Genomic DNA, 19,507 nt, shown 5'->3' with positions numbered 1-19,507 from the left:
CTATTAAATTATAGTTTTAGTTAATATCAATAATCAAATAAAGGAGATGTATCATTATGACACATCTCCTTTATATATTTATTATAATAACTGTATCTTATAAAAGTTTTACTTAACGTAAATAACAGCAAGACGGTTAGAGGTTATACCTTCTACTCCTTTACCTGTAACTTTTTCTACAATAACACCACGGCTACGCAAGTAATGAGCTACTACGTTAGCACGGTTTTCCGACAACTTCTTGTTAAACTTAGCAGAACCTTCAGGAGAAGCTGTACCTACAATTTGTACACGACTACCTTCTTTGATATTGTTAAGTTCAGTCTTAGCAGCTGTAGTTAAAGTATATTTCCCTTGTGCAAAGGTTACAAAAGAAAGGTTAGAAGCAGAAAGATCTTTATTAGCAGGTACTTCCTTAATAACCTCTTTTGTTATAACTTCTGGCTTACGATTACGTAGTTCGTTTATTTGTGCGTTCAAAGCATCAATCTCGGTTTGATCACGTGGAGTTACTTTGACAAAATTGTGAGTACCATTAGAATTCTTAAACTTATAAATCAATCCTGCATTTAATTGAACCATAGAATTGTTTACATCATACTTTATACCTTCGTATCCGTCACCATTCAATAGATAAGTTATAGAAGGCTCTACATATAGCTGCCATTCTTTCTTAGAACCGAAGTTATAAGCAAGATCAACGCCAACTTTAGAAGTTGCAATATTTAAATTGTTTTCGTTATGACTATTAAATGTACGCAACCAGCCTAAACCATAAACAGCACTAACCTCAAAAGCACGAGGTTCACCACTATAATTAGCTATCCAGTTTGTTAAATTAACAGTACCTAATAAAGAAGTATTGATAAAGCGAATAAAAGTACCGTGAGAATCAAAAGGCTTATTAGAGAAATAAGCATTACTTTCTGCAGCCAATCCGAATACTGGAGTAAAATAACGACCAATGCGAAGACCTGCATTAGGATTCAAGTTTTTTAACCAGACATTGTGTTTTGTTACTGTAGAAACACCTCCATTGACACCAATGTACCAATTGTCAAAAGTTTTACTCTCTGCTAAAGTTTGAGCAGAAACTGAAGCTGCCATAGAAATAGCAGCAAACATTAAACATAATTTTTTCATGTTCCTCTGAATTAATCTATTATTTATAATTTATTTTTACCTATTTAAAATCGTCTGCAAAGTAATGTAAAATAAATGAGAATACCAAATTATTATGATAAAAGTTTCTAAAGGTAACCATTTCTTTGCATGCTAATATTAGTGTATGATATAGATAGATTTATGGTAATATCTCAAAAAAAAGGCGAATTTTGATATAAATTTAAGTGTTAATATTCTATTTTATCCATTTTTTCTCGCCACAGATCAAAGGCTTTTATAGCTTCCGATTGTAATAATATTTCTGATGGCTTTTTACGGTATTGTGGTTCCACTTCTATTTCTTGATAGATAAAATCATCATCAAAGCCTATTTTAGCAGCATCTTTTCTATCGTTAGCGTAATATATCTTATCTAAGTGTGCCCAATAAATAGCTCCTAAACACATAGGGCATGGTTCGCAAGAGGTATATATTTCGCACCCTGATAAATTGAAAGTTTTAAGTTTTTCGCATGCAATACGGATAGTGGAAATTTCAGCGTGAGCTGTAGGATCGTTATTTATTGTAACTTTATTGCTACCTTCAGCTATAATTTTTCCGTTATGGCTGATAACTGCTCCAAAAGGTCCGCCGCCATTGCGTACGCTGTTTATAGAAAGCTCAATGGCTCTTAGCATAAGTTCTTTTTTTGTCATTTTTTATACTTTTTATTAGTTAAGGGAGCTAATTAGTTAATCTATCCCTGTAAATATAATTAGATAATATTGAAATGTTTCTGGTAGATGTTATAGAATATTTGTCGCAATTTATCTTCGTTTTCTATTGCTTTGTATATTGTATCTAAATATTTAGCATTTGTAGAATTAGGAATCCATAATTTTATGTATCCTGTCCTGCCGTATTTTTCTTTTATGTGATTGTAGAAATGTTTCCATAATTGTTCTTTGTTTGCTGTAGGATATTTTTTTAATACATATTGTATTGCTCTGTGAAAAACTATTTTTGGTTCTAAATTTCTATTGGCTTCAGCTACTATTTTCCCATATATGCTTCGTGGTGTTCGTGATAGGCTGGCGCGATGATCTTCTACAGCTTCTTTCATTATTCTAAGTTGTTCTGGTGAAAACCATTTCTTTAACCGAGCATCAGCAATAAGAATTTTACCACTTGTAAGGTGATGAATAGCTCGCGGACCTTCCATACCTAAGTCGTGATAAGCAGCTATAACATAAGCCATATTAAGATCAGCACCCACATCTTGTGCTAAAGTCATAGAGTTAGCTATAACTCGTTGTACATGTATGAGCCCATGTGATTTGTCGAAAGTATTGTATCGTGGCAGAATATGTTGTTCAACAAAAGCTACAATATCTAAACTTGCTATTTTTTGCATTTATATTAATGCTTTAAGTATAAATGAAATTGTTGTAAGTAATCCAAAAATAAATATATTACGGGCAGTTTTACCTAATATTTTATTGAGTTCTTTACCTTGTGTTTTTTTCATTTTACGATATGTGCGGGCATGAAGAGTTAGATATACGAGCATAAGAAGTGTAGCTAAAAGAAAGTCGATTAACCTATGTTGCTTCAGTATTAGAATACCGGTAATATGTGCTCCTATAAGGCCTAAAGCAAAATATAGTAAGGCAGAGTATTTTTGTCCTATATGTGTAACGAGAGTCATTTTGCCATTACTTTTATCATTTTCATAATCACGATAATTGTTTACTATTAATAGTGTATCTATTATTAAGCCACAAGCTATTGAGATGAGTAAAACTTGGTAAGGTATCGCAGTTAATGTATCATTGTCAGTGCATAGAAAGTATGTTAGGCATACAGGAATAATACCAAAAAAGCAAAGTACAAGAATATCGCCCAAGGCTAAGTAAGAGAGTGTTGTAGTATAGAGAAAACAGAAAATAACGCATATAATTCCTATTATAACCATTTCCCAACCACCAAAAAAGGCTAAAGGAAGCCCACATAGGCAAGCTAAGATTGTAGTAATTATAATGCCTCGTTTCATAGCTGATAAGCTGATCCAGCCTTCACTGCAGGCACGTCTTGGACCGAGCCGGGTATCGCTATTGTCATTTCCTTTTAAACAATCGTAGTAATCGTTGATGAAATTGGCATCTATTTGCATGATGAAAGCAAAGAGTAAACATAAACCAGCAGGTATTAGCTGTAATTCTTGCCATCCTTTTATGTTAAAAGCTAAAGTTATACCTATCATAACAGGTACTGCTGCTCCTGATAAAGTTTTAGGACGAGCAGCAAGAATCCATGCTTTTAAGCCTTTTATATTATCTATATTAGTATTATCTTTTCTTTGTGTTTGCATTATATGTTTATATTATATATATGGAGAAGCTATAGGTAAGATTAGTTTTAATTAAAGAAATTCCAGCTTAGTCCAAACCTAAATATACGCTGATTTAGAGGGTAATGTGGTGTAAAGAAATAATTTCCATTATTGTTAGCATTGATATGTGAGAACATAACAAAGAAGCGCGTATGTTGCAAAGAGAAATTAGCATAAGCATTTATAATAGGGTAATTACCTATTTTTGTACGACTAAGTTTAGTTTCTTGAATACCAAACGCGCCTATAGCTGGGATATATTCAGGCGCATAATATTTTGTAAACCAACGCATGTCTGTACCTAAGTCGCACTTTAGCACTTTTGCTATCTTAAACCGTAAGTATAGGTTGCTATAAACATTTATAGTAGGCGCAGGAAGTACTATCTCGTTACTTGTTTTTTGGAATGTTAAAACATTGTCCCAATGAAAAATGCCCCAGTGTATGTTTTGCATTAGCTGCATAGTTATTACGCTAATGGGTTTACTATCTTGTCGGACATTTATTTGATTATTTTTCACAAGGTAATTATTGCCATTTAAAACACGATCATTTTGAAGTCCAAAGTAAGTATAGTTATTAAGCAGATCATATCCAAAGCGCAACTTGCTGTCAGTCTTTTTTATATAAAGTGTTGCCATTAAGCGCGAGTGTAGCTGCTTTTTTAAGGCATTATTCCATATAAAGTGTTTGCTAACATAGCGAGTATAGTACATAGAAGGATAGTCGTGATGTATAAAAGCATTTAAGGATAATTGTGTAGTATCGCCTAAAAGATGAATGTTTATCCCGATATTACTATCAACATGGAATTGTCCTAATGATTTTCCTGCAATCCATGTTTCTGCATTTATATTGTAATGCAAAGTTTTACCAGTCATTTTAAGTAGCTGCCCACCTATAGAAATATCATTCTGGTTTTCTGCGTCATATCTTTCGAATAGCGAAAGATTATTAAAAGTTTTATAAGAAGGATACTCATAGTGTCGTATTTCGTGAGATACAAAGGCTTTTAGACCAGCTTTTGCCCACTTATTAAATCCTTCTAATAGTGCTATTGCAAAAGTGTTTTTTAATGCCCAGTGCTTAGTTTGGTCATAAATAGAGTCGTTTGCAGTAGTGCCATAGTTATAAAAGTTATTTGCATAATAGTTTTCAGGACTTTTATAAGCTTGATATATACGTTGGTAATTGTCAAAACGCATTGTATGTATAAGACTTGTAACAGGTACATACTCTCTTTTCATCCATTGAAGAGTGGTATCTTTTTTTTCAATACTTTTTTTGTTAAGCATTGCCATTTGAGCAGAGTCCTGCATGTTTACCTTTATTCTGTTGTCTTCCTTAGGTGTTTTTAAGTTTTGTGTGGGGGCATCTCCTGCAATGGTTGCATCATCTGGTCGTCCGCTTGATTGATGTTGTTTGTCGTATTGTTCTTCATCAAAGTCGTCTCCATTTTCTTTTGCTTTACGGCGTGCCTCTTCTTTAGCTTGCATTTTTGCTTTAGCTTGTTCCGATTTGATAGCAAACTTACGTGCTTCTATCTCTTCTTTCGTCATTGGCACTTTACGAAAGAATCCAAAGCTGTAGCGATGATTGAAAAAAAAGTGTTGGTTATCGTTTCTGTTCCAGTTATTTTCTAATATCGTTGGTATTTCATCAGTAGTGAAATTGTCTTTAAACTTTTCAGGATGAGTTATGTAGGCATCATTGGCTATTCCTCCATTTTCTGCTACCTTTTGATGATTAAGCGACATAAGCAAGTTTGCATTGTAACGTTCTCCTATATATGCCCCCCACATAGAGTAGTTCATGTGTGAGGTGTTTACGCTGTTATAGTAGCCTCGTCCATATATATAATCGAAAATAAAGCCAAATCCCCATTTTTTACCTGCATTAACAGCAAAGAATGCTTTGAAATGGTCTTCTCCATGTAAATCGTTTCCTGCCGTGTTATATGAGAGAATGGTGATGGGTGAGAGTGTAGATGTAAAAAGGAAGTTGCTTGGTTTTATTACAAACTGGTCGTATGGATCTATGAAAATAAACTCAGAGGGAAAACTTCTTTCCAGCAGAATGCGGTTTTGTCGTGGTGAGCCTACGTTGCCTAAGGTGTTATATTCTCCTCTTAACCCTGTAGTGAAGATGGTGTTCATATACATATATGATAAAGTGTCGAGCACTGCAGGGGTTTTGTCTCCAAAGTGTTCGTCTATAGTCCATGCCTTAATGCCTCGCGGAATATCTTTATTTTTATTATCTATAGAATCGGAAGCATTTTGTTTTTTGCCATTTTGATAATCATTAGCAGTAAAGGTTCTGTCATTTATCTGTGCTTGTATATTTATTACAGATAAAAACATTACAAGGAGGATAAGCGTTTTCTTCATTTATTTTATAAAACGGAGTATACATTCAATGATCTTAAAAACCATTGAAATAAGAATAATTATAATACCAACATTAGTGTAATCAGTAGCAAAATAGAAGATACCACCAATTAATGCTCCCAGCATGAAGATGCTATTTAACCATTGGCGTGTAATAAAGAATCTCCCTCGCTCTCTCATAGGTCTTAATCTGTGATTGGGTCGGCGTACTGTACTTTTATTATTATCCATTTTTTATAAGTTATTATATTAAAACAGCTTTATTATGTTTATTGCTATTTTGCACTTTAAATTATTATTTTGGAAAACAAAGATACACATTCTTATTGATAAAAAACAGGTATTTTTCTGCTTTTAACGTTTTATATATATACCTTTATCTGTCTTATTTTTGTTCTAACTCTTTCTGTAGTCTTAATATTTCATCACGATATTGAGCAGCCTGTAGGAAATCTAAATTTTTTGCAGCTTGCTTCATGAGTTCTGTTGTGTTCTTTATGCTCTTTTCCAGCTGCTCTTTTGACATACTTTTAATAATAGGGTCAGAAGCAAAAGTATCAGATTTAATATCTTCTATATGAGGTTTTTTATTAATAGTCTTATTTGTAGTGTTTTTAAAGTTATTGTCCCCCTCTTTGTTTGTAGGCAATATATCTTTTATAGTTTTTACAATTTGAGCAGGAGTTATGTTATGCTCTTCGTTATATTTTAGCTGTTTGATGCGTCTTCGCATGGTTTCGTCTATTGTTTTTTGCATGCTTTCAGTAATGGTATCTGCATACATTATTACCTTACCGTTTATGTTTCGAGCAGCTCTACCAGCTGTTTGTGTTAAGCTGCGATGGCTCCTAAGAAAGCCTTCTTTGTCGGCATCGAGTATAGCTACTAACGATACTTCAGGAATATCAAGCCCCTCACGTAAGAGATTTACTCCTACAAGCACATCATATAAGCCTGCTCTTAGGTCGTTGATTATTTTCACACGATCCAAACTTGCTACATCACTGTGAATATAAGCTGTACGAACATCGTGATTGAGAAGATACTCGGTAAGCTCTTCCGCCATGCGTTTGGTAAGAGTAGTTACTAAGATACGTTCTTGTCGCTCTGCTCGTATAAGAATTTCGTTCATCAAGTCGTCTATCTGATTTTCTGATGGGCGCACATCTATCTCAGGGTCTAATAATCCCGTTGGGCGGATTAATTGCTCTACGACCACTCCATCAGCCTCTTTCAGTTCAAAGTCGGCAGGTGTGGCTGATACATAGATTACTTGGTGTATCATGCTTTTAAACTCTTCAAACTTTAAAGGTCTGTTATCCAATGCTGCAGGCAATCTAAACCCATATTCTACAAGATTTGTTTTTCGAGCTCTATCGCCACCATACATTGCCGATATTTGTGGCACACTGACATGGCTTTCATCTATCACGAGAAGATAATCTTTTGGAAAAAAGTCGAGCAGACAATATGGGCGTTGCCCTGCTGTTCTTCCATCGAAGTAGCGAGAGTAGTTCTCTATACCAGAACAGTGTCCTAATTCTTTAATCATTTCTATATCATACTCCACACGTTCCTTTATGCGCTTTGCCTTAATATTTTCGCCCAATTGCTTAAAATGGTCTATCTGCATCATTAAGTCGTCTTGTATCTTGCTAATGGCTTGTTGTGTTTGCTCTTTTGATGTAACAAAAAGGTTAGCAGGATATATCTCGTAGGTATCGAAAGATGATAGTCGGTGAAAGGCTATAGAGTCTACTTCCTCAATAGAATCAATCTCATCGTCCCACCATGTAATGCGTAAAACATTATCACTATATGCCATAGCAATATCTACAGTATCGCCTTTTACACGAAAATATCCGCGTTGTAGATCCATGTCATTACGTAAGTAAAGCGAACTAACTAACTGACGTAGAAAGTAGTTGCGATCCATCTTCTGCCCTTTTTTTATGTGGATTACATTTTCTTGCATAGCTGCAGGCCCGCCCATACCATATATACATGATACGGAAGATACTATTATAACATCTTTTCTGCCTGATAATAATGATGATACTGCAGAAAGTCGTAGCTTGTCTATTTTATCATTTATAGCTAAATCCTTTTCTATATACGTATCTGTAGTTGGGATATATGCCTCTGGCTGGTAATAATCGTAATATGATACATAGTACTCTACGGCATTATGAGGGAAAAAACCTTTCATTTCTTCATAGAGTTGTGCTGCTAAAGTCTTGTTGTGGGATAAGATTAGTGTAGGCTTATTAATATTAGCAATGACATTAGCCACTGTAAAGGTCTTACCAGAACCAGTTACACCAAGTAGTACCTGACTATGTTCGCCACGCTTCAAACCTTCTGTGAGAGCTCTGATTGCTTCAGGCTGATCTCCTGTGGGCTTATATGTTGAGGTTAATTCAAAACTCATTATAAAAGCAAAGTTACTAAAATAATAATAAAACAGAGCAGCTTAATACTGTTATCTGTATAATATATAAGTAAAAAAATATCTCTTTAAAGCTGCAAAATAGCAACAAAGAGATGATAAAGCTTATTATGTTAAAAGTAAAAGGATATGTTTTTGATATTAAAGATATTGATATAATATTTTGTGTGTTAGGTGTTTATGTATGGAAAGTATTTGTATAAAGAAATGTGTATTAAAATTATTATAAAGAAATTTTTAAAACCAGATAAAAAAAAGGTACTTTTGTGCGCAATAAACGTATGTTATAACAGTCAGTTTTCTATAAGAAGAAAAAAGAGACACATCATTATGTAAAAGTAATAAAGGTTATTATATCAGATTCCATGAATATTCTGTTAAGTGATAAGGTTTTACATCTTGTTGAAATAAAGTATATTTATGTTCGTCTTCATAATAAGATAACGGCAGGGGGGATATTTTGTTTGAGGATATAAAAACAGGTATAGGAAAGTCTAACCATTATAGGCAATAACGATATTATATAATATATAGAAGATAAGTTAGAGGTGGAAAATATTAATAAGGAAGATAAGATAAAGTTTGCCTTATCTGCTAATGTTAGTAGTAAATATGGCAGTTTGTGGAGGATAATATATAAGTCGGTAGACGAGTATAAGGGGAAGGTTGAGCTGTGTAGGATACACTTTAACAAATTACGTCTTAATGATACTTTCTCTATTATAGAAACCAATTATTGTTTCTTCCTTACTGCAGATAGGTTAGGTAGTGTTGGGGTTGAGGCAGTAGTATGTAGAGGATATAATAAAACATTTAAGAACGTATGCTCTTCATTTTTTTTCTTTGTAGTGGTAGCTATTGGAGCTTTAGTGGGGCTTACTGCTTGTGGTGGTATAGCATCTCGTAACACCCATTATGATACCACACGAGTGGACACCATTAAGGCAGTGTGCCTCGATAGTTTACCTCTTTCTTCGCAGAAGGATTCACAGGGCTGGCTTTTAAGTGAAGACTCTATACACAGCAAGCTATATAGCCAGATGCAACAAGGCTCTAACATAACTCCTTATAGTCGCCTTTGTATAGTAAAAAGCAGGTATAAAGCTCCTACATTAAGTCTTCAACTTAGCTATGGGGAGCGTTTTGCTGCAGATGATGGTGAGGCTTTTGCCACTATAAGGCTGCTTTCACATGGTAAGGAGATAGGAGTATTTAGAGGGAAAATAGCAGAAAACGGTAGCCGTCTTTTTATACCTAATACATTTCTTAAGGCTATTTATAATAAGGAAAAGTTTGCCGTAGAGCTTAACACCGTAGCAAGTGGTAAGCTGATATATAAATTTAGAGCTTAGAAGTATTGCGCTCCTAAGCTCTAAACTATAGCTTATCTTCTATCTAAAGCCTCGTTTTTAGCATTTAACTATTTCCACGCTTTTATGTTAAAGCTATTATGTTTATACTAAACTTTTAGCGTTTTACCTTAGAAAGTGGCTCGCCCCCAGCATTACAGGAAATTCTTCCAAGAGAATAAGCCCTTGCGACTTTGCTTTCGGTTTGAGCCAAAGATGCGGTATAGCTTCCAGCCTAATATTAAGCCGTCCATGATATTTGCCCCCGATGAGAACATGCTTTTAAAACGCTGCGAAGGGGTAGAATGCTCTTTTGGCTCGCTCTTTAGCTTCTGCCAAAGAGCATTCATGGTACCGTTTTGCTGGGCTATTTCAGCCTTTAGCTCTGCCTTGCGAAGGCGAAGATCGCTCATAGAGCGACACTTATCTTGCTCATAAGAAAAGATGTTTAAGCTCATATTTATATAATGTGTATATTACTTTTTCTCTCATGGTTGTGGCTTTAAGATAAAAGCAGACTTGAAAGAAACCTTACCAAGGGCTTTTCTATTATTACCTTGCGTAGCATTAGCATAATGAGAAATAATATTATGTAGGCGAAACCTACTATGAGATAACCCCAAAGGGCACAACCTAAAGCCTCTCCTATAGCTATGGCAGCTGCAAAGGAAAAATAGATTAAAGCAATAAGAAATAGCGTAACAAAAACAGCTATTAAGGCAACAGCTGTCAGTAGCCTTACTATTATCTCTACAATAGAGAGCTTTGTGTACTCTGCCTGTAGCCCAAAATACCTCTTCAGCACCTTAAAGAGCTGTGCTATTGTTTCTACATTCTTATCGTTAGAGAACATAACTCTCCCCTTTATTCTGCTATGTTAGAGGCAGCTTCCTTAATATCTTCTACAAACTCGTCGGTCTCTTTGCGGCTAAGCCTTATATCATGCTTTTTGCAAAAGTCGTCTACAGCGTTTGAAATCTTATTACGAGTATCCTCGCCCTTCTCTGGAGCTGCTAAAAGTCCTACAGCTGCTCCTGTAATAGCGCCGCCTATAAAGGCGAATAAATAACCTAATGTCTTCATTGTTGATAAAAATTTAAAATAATGAATATTGTTATAATAGTTAATGGCAAATATAATAATATTTTCTTGAAATGACAAAAAGAAAAACTATAAATATATAAAAACCTTACAATCTTTGCCCTATTTAACAATCTTTATATGGCTAAGGTGTATATGTTCGATAGTTAATTTGTAATTTCGCAAAGGTAAAATAAAGTATAAAATATAATCTATTAATATATAAGGATATGAGAAAATCGATGTTTTTTGGCAGTGCCCTATTAGTGGCAATAGCATTTACAGGCTGTAAATCGAGCGAGAGTGCTTATAAAAAGGCTTATGAGAGAGCTAAGGCTCAAGCTGCTACAGTTACCCCAGAGGAGAGCCAAGCTCCTTCTAACAGCACCGTAGAGACGGCTCCAGTAACAGATAATCGTGAGCAGGAGAGCTATGATAACGAGCCAGTGCGTCATGAGAACGTAGCTGTAGTTAGTGGTAATGGCTTAAAGGCTTTTAGCGTAGTAGTAGGCTCTTTCAGCATAAAGGCTAATGCAGATGGTCTTCAGAGCCGTCTAAAGAGCGCTGGTTATGATGCACAGGTGGTGTATAATGGTAGTAACAGAATGTATCGTGTAGTGGCATCGAGCTTTAATGATAAGGCTTCTGCTGTGCAGAGCCGTAACCAGTTGCGTTCTTCTTACCACGACGCATGGCTCCTTGCTAACTAAGTAATGGGGCGTATAATTGCCATAGATTACGGTAAGAAGCGTACAGGCATAGCAGTTACCGACCCTTTGCGTATCATAGCAAATGGGTTGGCTACTGTTTCTACTCCAGAGCTATATGCCTTTTTGCAAGAATATATACAGCGCGAAAAGGTAGACCTTATAGTAATGGGTAAGCCCACACAGCTCAGCGGCAAGCCCAGCGAAAATATGGGGCGTGTAGAGCAGTTTGTCCTTAGATGGAAGAAGGCGTGTCCGAGCGTACCTATAGAGTATTACGATGAGCGTTTTACCTCAGCCTTAGCCCATCAAGCTATGATAAGTGGGGGCGTAAAGAAGAAGGTAAGGAGGCAAGATAAGGGGTTGGTAGACGAAATTTCGGCTACTATCATATTACAAGATTTTATGCGCTCTAAAGGAATGTAACCCATCATTCCTTTTTGTGTTTATAAGCTATTTATTTTATTTTAGAAAAAAGAGAGGATAATAAATGATATTACCAATATATACATACGGTCAGCCAGTGTTAAGAAAGATAGCTCAAGATATACCAGAGAGTTATCCCGAGTTGCAAGAGCTTATTGCTGACATGTTTGAAACCTGTTCTGCCAGCGATGGTGTAGGGCTTGCTGCTCCGCAAGTGGGTAAGCCTATACGAGTGGTAGTGATAGATCTTGACGTGGTTTCAGACAATTTCCCTGAGTATAAAGGCTTTCGCCATGCTTTTATAAACGGGCATATCACAGAGGTGGACGATACTGAAACAGAGGTTATGGAAGAGGGTTGTTTGTCGCTACCAGGTCTTCACGAGAAGGTAGAAAGGCCAAAGCGTGTGCGTGTAAAGTGGATAGACGAAAATATGGAAGAGCACCATGAGTGGCTAAGTGGCTTCTTGGCAAGGGTGGTGCAGCATGAGTTCGACCACTTAGAAGGTAAGGTCTTTACAGATAGAGTTTCGCCTTTTCGTAAACAGATGATAAAGAAGAAGATGAAAGCTCTGTTACAAGGCAAGGTAAGATGTAGCTATAGGGTGAAGCCACCTCTGAAGTAGTTATTTACTAAAGGTATAGGAAAAAGATGCTTAGAAGTGGCATAATAGGTTTGGTAGTAATGTTTTGCATGCCTTCTCTTGCTCAATATAACATAAAAAGGCTATTAGAGCAGGGGCAGCAAAGCTTTTCGCAAGGCTATTATGTAGCATCTATGCAGATAGGAATGCGTATAGTAGGGCTGAAGCCCGATATGTATGAAGCATGGTATATGATGGCAAAGTCGAAATATAACCTCGACGACTTTAAAGGTGCTGCTAACGATAGCAGGCGTGCTTTACTCTTGCAGCCCTATATACCAGAGATATACGACCTTTATGCTATGGCTTGTATAAAGGTGGGAAATTATGACAGTGCTATAGAGGCTTACACAAAGGCTCTTGCTTTAGATAAGGATAACAAGACTTACCTCTTTAACCGAGCATATTGTTATTTTGAGAACGGTCAGAGGAAAGATGCCGAAAGAGAGCTTTTAGCTATAACTGATCGGTGGAAAAACTTTACACAAGCTATAACCCTTTTAGATGATATTAAGCATAATAAGACACCGCAAAAGAAAATAAAGAGTGTGCTTAATATTTTTGTCCCTACATTAAAGATTACACCTAATTTACACTCGTTGCCTCTTCTGCCCTTAAAGTAAGCATATATATTTAGTGTGTAACGCTATGAAAGCAAGATAGTAAACCTTTTCTTGCTTATTAAAAATTAGTATAAAAGGAAAGTATAAATAGGCCATCTTAACATATTTTAGATGAAAAAAAGGTGTGCTTTTTCAGAAAACTTTAGTTACCTTTGTGGTGAAAGAGTTGCCAAAAAAGAAAACTTTTTACGATGTTAAAAATAAAAAGTTTTCTAAAATGGAAAACTTTACACAGCTTTTATGCTCATAAATATGTAAAAAAGAAAAATAATAAAACTATATAACTATGCAAAATTTTACAATTACTAAGCGTGATGGTTCTAAGGAAATGTTTTCTTTAGATAAGATAATGGGTGCTATCTTAAAGGCTTTTGAGAGTGTAAATGCTCCTACTGACCTTGCTGCGGTGTCTAAGATACTTTCAGACCTTACCATACATAATGATATTACCGTTGAGGATATACAAAACCAAGTGGAGCAGGCTCTTATGAAAGAAGGTTATTACGATGTAGCTAAAAGCTTTATAGTGTATCGTCATCAGCACAGTCAGGACAGGGAAACACAGGATAAGATAAAGTTTCTTACCGAATATTGTGGTGCGAGCAATGCTGCCACAGGCTCGAAGTATGATGCTAATGCTAATGTGGAAAATAAAAACATAGCAACTTTGATAGGTGAGCTGCCTAAGCAAGGCTTTATACGCATTAATAGGCGCTTGCTTACCGATAGGATAAAGCAGATGTATGGTAAAGAGCTTGCCAACGAGTATTTAGACCTCCTTACCCATCATTTTATATATAAGAACGACGAAACTAATCTTGCAAACTACTGCGCTTCCATAACTATGTATCCATGGCTCATTGGAGGCACTACTGCCATAGGGGGCAACTCTTCTGCTCCTACTAACTTAAAGAGCTTTTGTGGAGGCTTTATAAATATGGTCTTCATAGTTTCGAGTATGCTTGCAGGGGCATGTGCTACGCCAGAGTTTCTTATGTATATGAACTATTTTATACAAAAGGAATATGGTAAAGATTATTGGAAGAATGCCGACAAGGTAGTGGATCTTAGTTTGCGTCAGCGTACGATAGATAAGGTTATTACCGACTATTTTGAGCAGATAGTCTATTCTCTTAATCAGCCAACAGGTGCGAGAAATTTTCAGGCTGTCTTCTGGAACATATCTTATTATGATAAGTATTATTTTGAGTCGTTGTTTGGTAATTTCTATTTTCCTGATGGTTCACAACCAGACTGGGAAGGGCTGTCGTGGCTACAAAAGAGGTTTATGACATGGTTTAACAAGGAGCGTACGCGTGCTGTGCTTACATTCCCGGTTGAAACTATGGCTCTTCTTACAGAAAACGGTGAGTGTAGAGATAAGGAGTGGGGCGAATTTACAGCAGAAATGTATAGCAAGGGGCATAGCTTCTTTACGTATATGAGCGATAATGCCGACTCTTTAAGTTCGTGTTGTCGTCTTCGTAATGAGATACAAGACAACGGCTTTTCTTATACACTTGGTGCAGGAGGTGTATCTACAGGCTCAAAGAGTGTGCTAACCATAAACCTTAACCGTTGCATACAGTATGCTGTTAATAAAGGAGAAGATTATAAACTATTCTTAGATCACATTATAAAGCTCTGCCATAAGGTGCAGTTAGCATATAACGAAAACCTTAAAAATTTCCTTAAGAATAAGATGTTGCCCTTGTTTGATGCTGGATATATTAACATTAACAGGCAATATCTTACTATAGGCATTAATGGGCTTGTAGAGGCAGCCGAGTTTATGGGGCTTGATATTACCCCTAATGAAGATTATAAACATTTTGTTCAGGGTGTTTTAGGTCTTATAGAGCAAAACAATAAAGCCTTTAGGACTAAGGAAGCTATGTTTAATTGTGAGATGATACCTGCCGAAAATGTAGGTGTAAAACATGCAAAGTGGGATAGGGAAGATGGCTACTTTGTGCCTCGTGATTGTTATAATAGCTATTTTTATCGTGTAGAGGATACAGGGCTTACTATTTTAGACAAGTTTAAGCTGCATGGTGCGCCTTATATAGAGCATTTGACAGGAGGCTCCGCCCTGCACATGAATTTAGATGAACATCTATCTAAAGCACAATATAAGCAGCTTTTAACAGTGGCTGCTAAGGAAGGTTGTAACTATTTTACCTTTAATATTCCTAATACTGTATGCAACGATTGTGGACATATAGATAAGCGTTATCTAAAAGAGTGTCCTTGTTGCCATTCTAAGAATGTAGACTATCTTACACGTGTTATAGGGTATATGAAGCGGGTAAGCAACTTTTCTCAGCCTCGACAGCAAGAAGCTGCAAAGAGGTTTTATGCGGGAAGCGATAAGATGGAATAGTAAAAACATAAAAAGAATGGTATGCTCAGATTTGTAGGTACAGATATAGTGTGTCAGGAGTATCCAGATGAGATAACTCTTGCTATAAATATCTCGGGGTGTCCATGCCACTGTCCTGGCTGTCATAGTAGTTTTTTGGCACAAAACACAGGGCAGATGCTTTCCACAGAGGTGTTAGAAGTCTTGATAGAAAGTACCGAAAGCTCCATTTCATGCGTTGGGTTTATGGGTGGTGATGCTAATCCTAAGTGTATAAACAGTTTTGCACGGTACATTAAGGCGCATCACCCAGAACTTAAAGTGGGGTGGTATTCTGGAAGAACGGTTATAGCTTCAGATATAGAATTGTGCAATTTCGATTACATTAAGATAGGACCTTATCTAAAGCATTTGGGTGGATTAAAGTCGAAACGCACCAATCAACGTATGTATCATATTAGCTCTTCTGGCGAGATGGTAGATATAACCTACCGTTTTCAGTAATATATATCCTTCTGATGGTTAAGATAATGATTAGAGTATAAATAAAAGAGAGTGTGTTTTCTGACACACTCTCTTTTATTTATTTTTTGCTTTTAACAGACAACCCCATAATTGGGATATACCATAAGAGGAAAACTGATATATTTATATCTAAACTTATTTATCTAATAACTTAGTATTGGAATTAAGCTCTACCTCTGATCCCATTACCATCATCTTAGCCTTTGTGCTATAATTAGTTACCATTTTCTTGCTTGATAAAAGTATATGTTCTGTTATATTAGCGTCTACCTTATCCAGTCCCATTTGTTTTAACTGTTCCCAGTTGTTTTTTATGTTTTGTATAGCATCGTCATCAAGCCCTTGTTCTTTAAGCTGGTTGAAAATGTAATCTTTAGTTTCTGCACTATTCATATTTGCCTTGCTATTACCAACAATGCTCGTAGTGCCTAAAATAGAAGAAATCCCCCATGTTGTTTTTATCTTTAACCCATTAAACTCTCTTATCTCACTATTCCCATTTTTAAAGGTTTTCCCATAAACAGAATAGATACCAGTCTGCATAAAGGTCTTGAGCAAATTTTCTTCAGAGAATTTTGTAGAAAGTGCCATTATTAATTTTGCTTTTGAAACATTCTTTTTAAGAGCAGGATTTTCTTTATATAGCTTTTCTATGTCAGCTATAGCTCCTTTTGAAATCTTTGCAATAATATCGTTATAGTTTACTATTTTTATCAGCTTCCCATTCTTATCTGTCTGCAATAATATAGGAGTATCTACAAGATACTTTCCTGCGCCAAGTGTGTTACCAGCCAAAACAGCTTCTCCTTCTATGTTTAGCTTTGATGTTACGTCTTCAAGCAAGGCTCCTTTATCATTAACATCTTTCACTGTGATGGTAGATAAATATGTTGTCTTTACTTGTTTTGTACCACTTCCCATAGGAAGACTAATCTTCATAGTAGTCTCATTCTCATAATGAGCAACATCTCCTTTTTTTAGCTCTGGCTTAACAAAGGTTTGTGCACTTGCACTAAAAACTGCTGTAATGATAGCAATAGATAAAACTAATCTTTTCATAAGCTTTACATTATATATATATGTTTAGAAAAAAGTCCGCAATAATGGTTTATATAGCCATTATATAATACGGACTTGCTATTATAATTAATAAGATCTTGCTATCAATACGCGATATTTAGCAGGTTTACCACTTACCATATCTACCCCTAAAGTTTGCTCGAACATATATGGTACACATCTAATTGTAGCTTGTGTGTCTTCTTTTATTTTAGCTTCAGTTTCTTCTGTTCCGTCCCAATGGCATAAGAAGAATCCACCATTTTTTATTTTTTCTTTAAACTCTTCATAATCCTCACATTCATAAATATGAGCATCACGAAAAGCAAGTGCTTTCTTAAAGATATTATCTTGTATTTCGTCTAAAAGATGTTTTATATAATCGGTAATACCATCGAAACTTACACTCTCTTTCTCTAATGTATCGCGACGCATTACCTCTATGGTGTTGTTTTCGAGATCTCTTCCGCCCATAGCTAAGCGTACAGGAACTCCTTTTAGCTCGTAGTCAGCAAACTTAAAGCCGGGACGCTTGTTGTCGCTATCATCAAATTTTACTGTTACCCCTGCTTCACGTAGCTCATCAATGACGGGTTGTAGCTTGTTCTTAAGCTGCTCAAGCTGCTCTTCACCCTTAAAGATAGGTATGATAACTACCTGAATAGGAGCAATCTTTGGTGGAAGTACCAACCCATTATCATCAGAATGGGTCATTATCAAAGCACCTATAAGACGAGTGCTAACGCCCCAAGATGTTGCCCATACATATTCTGGCTTATTTTCTTTATTTAAGAAAGTTACATCAAAGCTCTTTGCAAAATTTTGCCCTAAGAAATGTGAGGTACCACTTTGCAAGGCTTTGCCGTCTTGCATCATTGCTTCTATAGTATATGTATCTAAAGCTCCTGCAAAGCGTTCTGTTTCGCTTTTCACTCCTTGAATAACAGGCACTGCTAACCATTTCTCTGCAAAGTCGGCATATACCTTTAGCATTAGTTTAGCCTCTTCTTCTGCTTCTTGTTTTGTGGCATGAGCTGTATGTCCTTCTTGCCATAAAAACTCCGAAGTACGCAAAAACGGACGTGTGCGCATCTCCCAACGCATCACATTACACCACTGGTTACACATTAAGGGAAGGTCGCGCCACGAATGTATCCAGTTCTTATAAGTATTCCAAATAATAGTTTCACTTGTTGGACGAATTATCAATTCTTCTTCCAACTTTGCATTAGGGTCAACCTCTACACCTTCACCGTTTTCTTTAGTTTTCAATCTATAGTGTGTAACAACGGCAGCCTCTTTAGCAAAACCTTCTACATGTTCAGCCTCACGCGATAAGAAGCTCTTTGGTATTAGCAGTGGAAAATAAGCATTTTGCACACCAGTAGCCTTAAACATCTTATCTAATTGTCCTTGAATATTCTCCCAAATAGCATATCCATAAGGCTTTATCACCATACAACCACGTACAGCCGACTGCTCTGCCAAGTCAGCTTTTACTACTAAGTCGTTGTACCATTGAGAATAATTATCAGCTCTTTTGGTAAGCTCTTTTAGTTCTTTTGCCATATTTTCTATTAATGTTATGTCTTTAATATGATGGAAATATCTTTTTATAAAGTCTGTTAAGAATGTATATATAGATATTTACCTATTCTAATATCTTTGTGCAAATTTACAAAAAAATGTCGGCAAAAAGATAGCAATATATTAATTTGTTTAATAAGGATAAGGTATATAAGTAAATGCGTAGAGTCAACCAGCAAGTGCAAAATTACAAAATATTGTATAGAGTAAAGGAGTAATAGCCATGATACACTATTATTCTGCCGACTGAAATACTTTAAAGTAAGCACTACAAATTTTCTGCCCTCGACCTATAAACTCTATTCCTCTAACTTTTTTTGTATCATTCTTTTCTACGAGCACTCTAATGTGTCTTTTATCCTTTGAAACAATAAAGGTAATCCAATCATAGTGAATACTCTGTGTTCCATCACTTAAGTTAGATATTTGCATCTTTTCTCTCTTTATAGATCCATCTTTGTCATAATCTTCAATACGCTCGGTGTGTAGAAGTGGGTATATATCTAATCCCTCAAATCTCCATGTGATCCTTTTTATTATTATTTGCACAGACTGCTCTCCTCCTTTTGCATCAAAAACAAGTTCATGAGTATTAGCCTTAGGCTCGTCACTCATATCGTCGCATGATGATAACGCAGAAAGCGAAAAGAGTAAAATTAATATTAAGATGTGTTTCATACTTTTAATTATTTTTTGGCCATAAAATTAAATATGCTACTTTAGAACGATAGTCCATAGCGTCAAGTCAGCTTTTACTACTAAGTCGTTGTACCATTGAGAATAATTATCAGCTCTTTTGGTAAGCTCTTTT

20 protein-coding genes are annotated in these 19,507 nt (G+C 35.8%); 7 read left to right on the top strand and 13 right to left on the bottom strand.

From position 1 onward, the window contains the following. Positions 1-108 precede the first annotated feature (108 nt). From HMPREF9018_RS06060 to uvrB, 7 genes are all read right to left on the bottom strand, one after another. Positions 109-1,143: an OmpA family protein gene (locus HMPREF9018_RS06060; RefSeq protein ID WP_008449318.1), complete on the bottom strand. Its 1,035-nt coding sequence runs from the start codon at positions 1,141-1,143 to the stop codon at positions 109-111. 209 nt (positions 1,144-1,352) lie between these two features. Further along, positions 1,353-1,820: a nucleoside deaminase gene (locus HMPREF9018_RS06055; RefSeq protein WP_008449297.1), complete on the bottom strand. Its 468-nt coding sequence runs from the start codon at positions 1,818-1,820 to the stop codon at positions 1,353-1,355. Between the two features lie 59 nt (positions 1,821-1,879). Further along, positions 1,880-2,518: an HD domain-containing protein gene (locus HMPREF9018_RS06050; RefSeq protein WP_008449302.1), complete on the bottom strand. Its 639-nt coding sequence runs from the start codon at positions 2,516-2,518 to the stop codon at positions 1,880-1,882. Continuing rightward, positions 2,519-3,475 (bottom strand): 1,4-dihydroxy-2-naphthoate octaprenyltransferase, encoded by a 957-nt coding sequence (menA, locus tag HMPREF9018_RS06045; RefSeq protein ID WP_008449371.1) that lies wholly within the window; start codon positions 3,473-3,475, stop codon positions 2,519-2,521. A gap of 47 nt (positions 3,476-3,522) precedes the next feature. Then, on the bottom strand, positions 3,523-5,886 hold the full coding sequence (locus tag HMPREF9018_RS06040) for a putative porin (protein WP_008449308.1): 2,364 nt from the start codon (positions 5,884-5,886) through the stop codon (positions 3,523-3,525). After that, entirely contained in the window at positions 5,887-6,117 is a 231-nt protein-coding gene (locus HMPREF9018_RS11255) for a hypothetical protein (RefSeq protein ID WP_019036687.1), read from the bottom strand. It abuts the gene before it with no gap. 154 nt (positions 6,118-6,271) lie between these two features. After that, positions 6,272-8,317: an excinuclease ABC subunit UvrB gene (gene uvrB / locus HMPREF9018_RS06035; RefSeq protein ID WP_008449339.1), complete on the bottom strand. Its 2,046-nt coding sequence runs from the start codon at positions 8,315-8,317 to the stop codon at positions 6,272-6,274. A 566-nt stretch (positions 8,318-8,883) separates the two neighbouring features. On the opposite strand from uvrB, the gene HMPREF9018_RS06030 reads away from it, so the two are divergent. Further along, positions 8,884-9,687, top strand: coding sequence for a hypothetical protein (locus HMPREF9018_RS06030; RefSeq protein WP_008449335.1), 804 nt, complete (start codon positions 8,884-8,886; stop codon positions 9,685-9,687). Positions 9,688-9,839: 152 nt separating this feature from the next. On the opposite strand, the gene HMPREF9018_RS06025 is transcribed toward HMPREF9018_RS06030, so the two are convergent. Genes HMPREF9018_RS06025 through HMPREF9018_RS06015 form a run of 3 tightly spaced genes read right to left on the bottom strand, consistent with a single transcriptional unit; the run spans position 9,840 to position 10,767 of the window. Next, positions 9,840-10,142 carry a hypothetical protein gene (locus HMPREF9018_RS06025; RefSeq protein ID WP_008449258.1) on the bottom strand — a complete coding sequence of 101 codons (303 nt, stop codon included), beginning with the start codon at positions 10,140-10,142 and terminating at the stop codon, positions 9,840-9,842. Between the two features lie 44 nt (positions 10,143-10,186). Next, positions 10,187-10,537 (bottom strand): hypothetical protein, encoded by a 351-nt coding sequence (locus HMPREF9018_RS06020; RefSeq protein ID WP_008449376.1) that lies wholly within the window; start codon positions 10,535-10,537, stop codon positions 10,187-10,189. Between the two features lie 11 nt (positions 10,538-10,548). Beyond that, the gene (locus HMPREF9018_RS06015) at positions 10,549-10,767 is read right to left on the bottom strand and encodes a YtxH domain-containing protein (protein WP_019036682.1); all 219 of its coding nucleotides are present in this window, start codon (positions 10,765-10,767) and stop codon (positions 10,549-10,551) included. Positions 10,768-10,994: 227 nt separating this feature from the next. Here HMPREF9018_RS06015 and HMPREF9018_RS06010 point away from each other — a divergent pair, with 227 nt between their 5' ends. The 6 genes from HMPREF9018_RS06010 to nrdG all read left to right on the top strand — a co-directional run bounded on the left by HMPREF9018_RS06010 (position 10,995) and on the right by nrdG (position 16,029). Further along, the gene (locus HMPREF9018_RS06010) at positions 10,995-11,474 is read left to right on the top strand and encodes an SPOR domain-containing protein (RefSeq protein WP_008449328.1); all 480 of its coding nucleotides are present in this window, start codon (positions 10,995-10,997) and stop codon (positions 11,472-11,474) included. A gap of 3 nt (positions 11,475-11,477) precedes the next feature. Next, entirely contained in the window at positions 11,478-11,897 is a 420-nt protein-coding gene (gene ruvX / locus HMPREF9018_RS06005; RefSeq protein WP_008449284.1) for a Holliday junction resolvase RuvX, read from the top strand. 64 nt (positions 11,898-11,961) lie between these two features. Then, the gene (def, locus tag HMPREF9018_RS06000; RefSeq protein ID WP_008449255.1) at positions 11,962-12,522 is read left to right on the top strand and encodes a peptide deformylase; all 561 of its coding nucleotides are present in this window, start codon (positions 11,962-11,964) and stop codon (positions 12,520-12,522) included. A 26-nt stretch (positions 12,523-12,548) separates the two neighbouring features. Then, positions 12,549-13,163: a tetratricopeptide repeat protein gene (locus tag HMPREF9018_RS05995; RefSeq protein ID WP_008449264.1), complete on the top strand. Its 615-nt coding sequence runs from the start codon at positions 12,549-12,551 to the stop codon at positions 13,161-13,163. Between the two features lie 286 nt (positions 13,164-13,449). Continuing rightward, the gene (gene nrdD, locus HMPREF9018_RS05990; protein ID WP_008449367.1) at positions 13,450-15,546 is read left to right on the top strand and encodes an anaerobic ribonucleoside-triphosphate reductase; all 2,097 of its coding nucleotides are present in this window, start codon (positions 13,450-13,452) and stop codon (positions 15,544-15,546) included. A gap of 21 nt (positions 15,547-15,567) precedes the next feature. Continuing rightward, entirely contained in the window at positions 15,568-16,029 is a 462-nt protein-coding gene (nrdG, locus tag HMPREF9018_RS05985) for an anaerobic ribonucleoside-triphosphate reductase activating protein (RefSeq protein ID WP_008449230.1), read from the top strand. Between the two features lie 156 nt (positions 16,030-16,185). Here nrdG and HMPREF9018_RS05980 read toward each other — a convergent pair whose 3' ends face one another. The 3 genes from HMPREF9018_RS05980 to HMPREF9018_RS05970 form a co-directional block, all read right to left on the bottom strand. Continuing rightward, entirely contained in the window at positions 16,186-17,109 is a 924-nt protein-coding gene (locus HMPREF9018_RS05980) for a hypothetical protein (RefSeq protein ID WP_008449372.1), read from the bottom strand. An 87-nt stretch (positions 17,110-17,196) separates the two neighbouring features. Next, a complete protein-coding gene (proS, locus tag HMPREF9018_RS05975) occupies positions 17,197-18,678 on the bottom strand; it encodes a proline--tRNA ligase (protein WP_008449237.1) in 1,482 nt (493 codons plus the stop codon). A 252-nt stretch (positions 18,679-18,930) separates the two neighbouring features. Next, positions 18,931-19,374, bottom strand: coding sequence for a hypothetical protein (locus HMPREF9018_RS05970; RefSeq protein ID WP_008449323.1), 444 nt, complete (start codon positions 19,372-19,374; stop codon positions 18,931-18,933). Positions 19,375-19,507 lie beyond the last annotated feature (133 nt).

Origin of the sequence: Prevotella amnii CRIS 21A-A, from assembly GCF_000177355.1 — a bacterium.
Lineage (GTDB): Bacteria > Bacteroidota > Bacteroidia > Bacteroidales > Bacteroidaceae > Prevotella > Prevotella amnii.
This window is presented reverse-complemented; position numbering and strand designations above follow the sequence as displayed.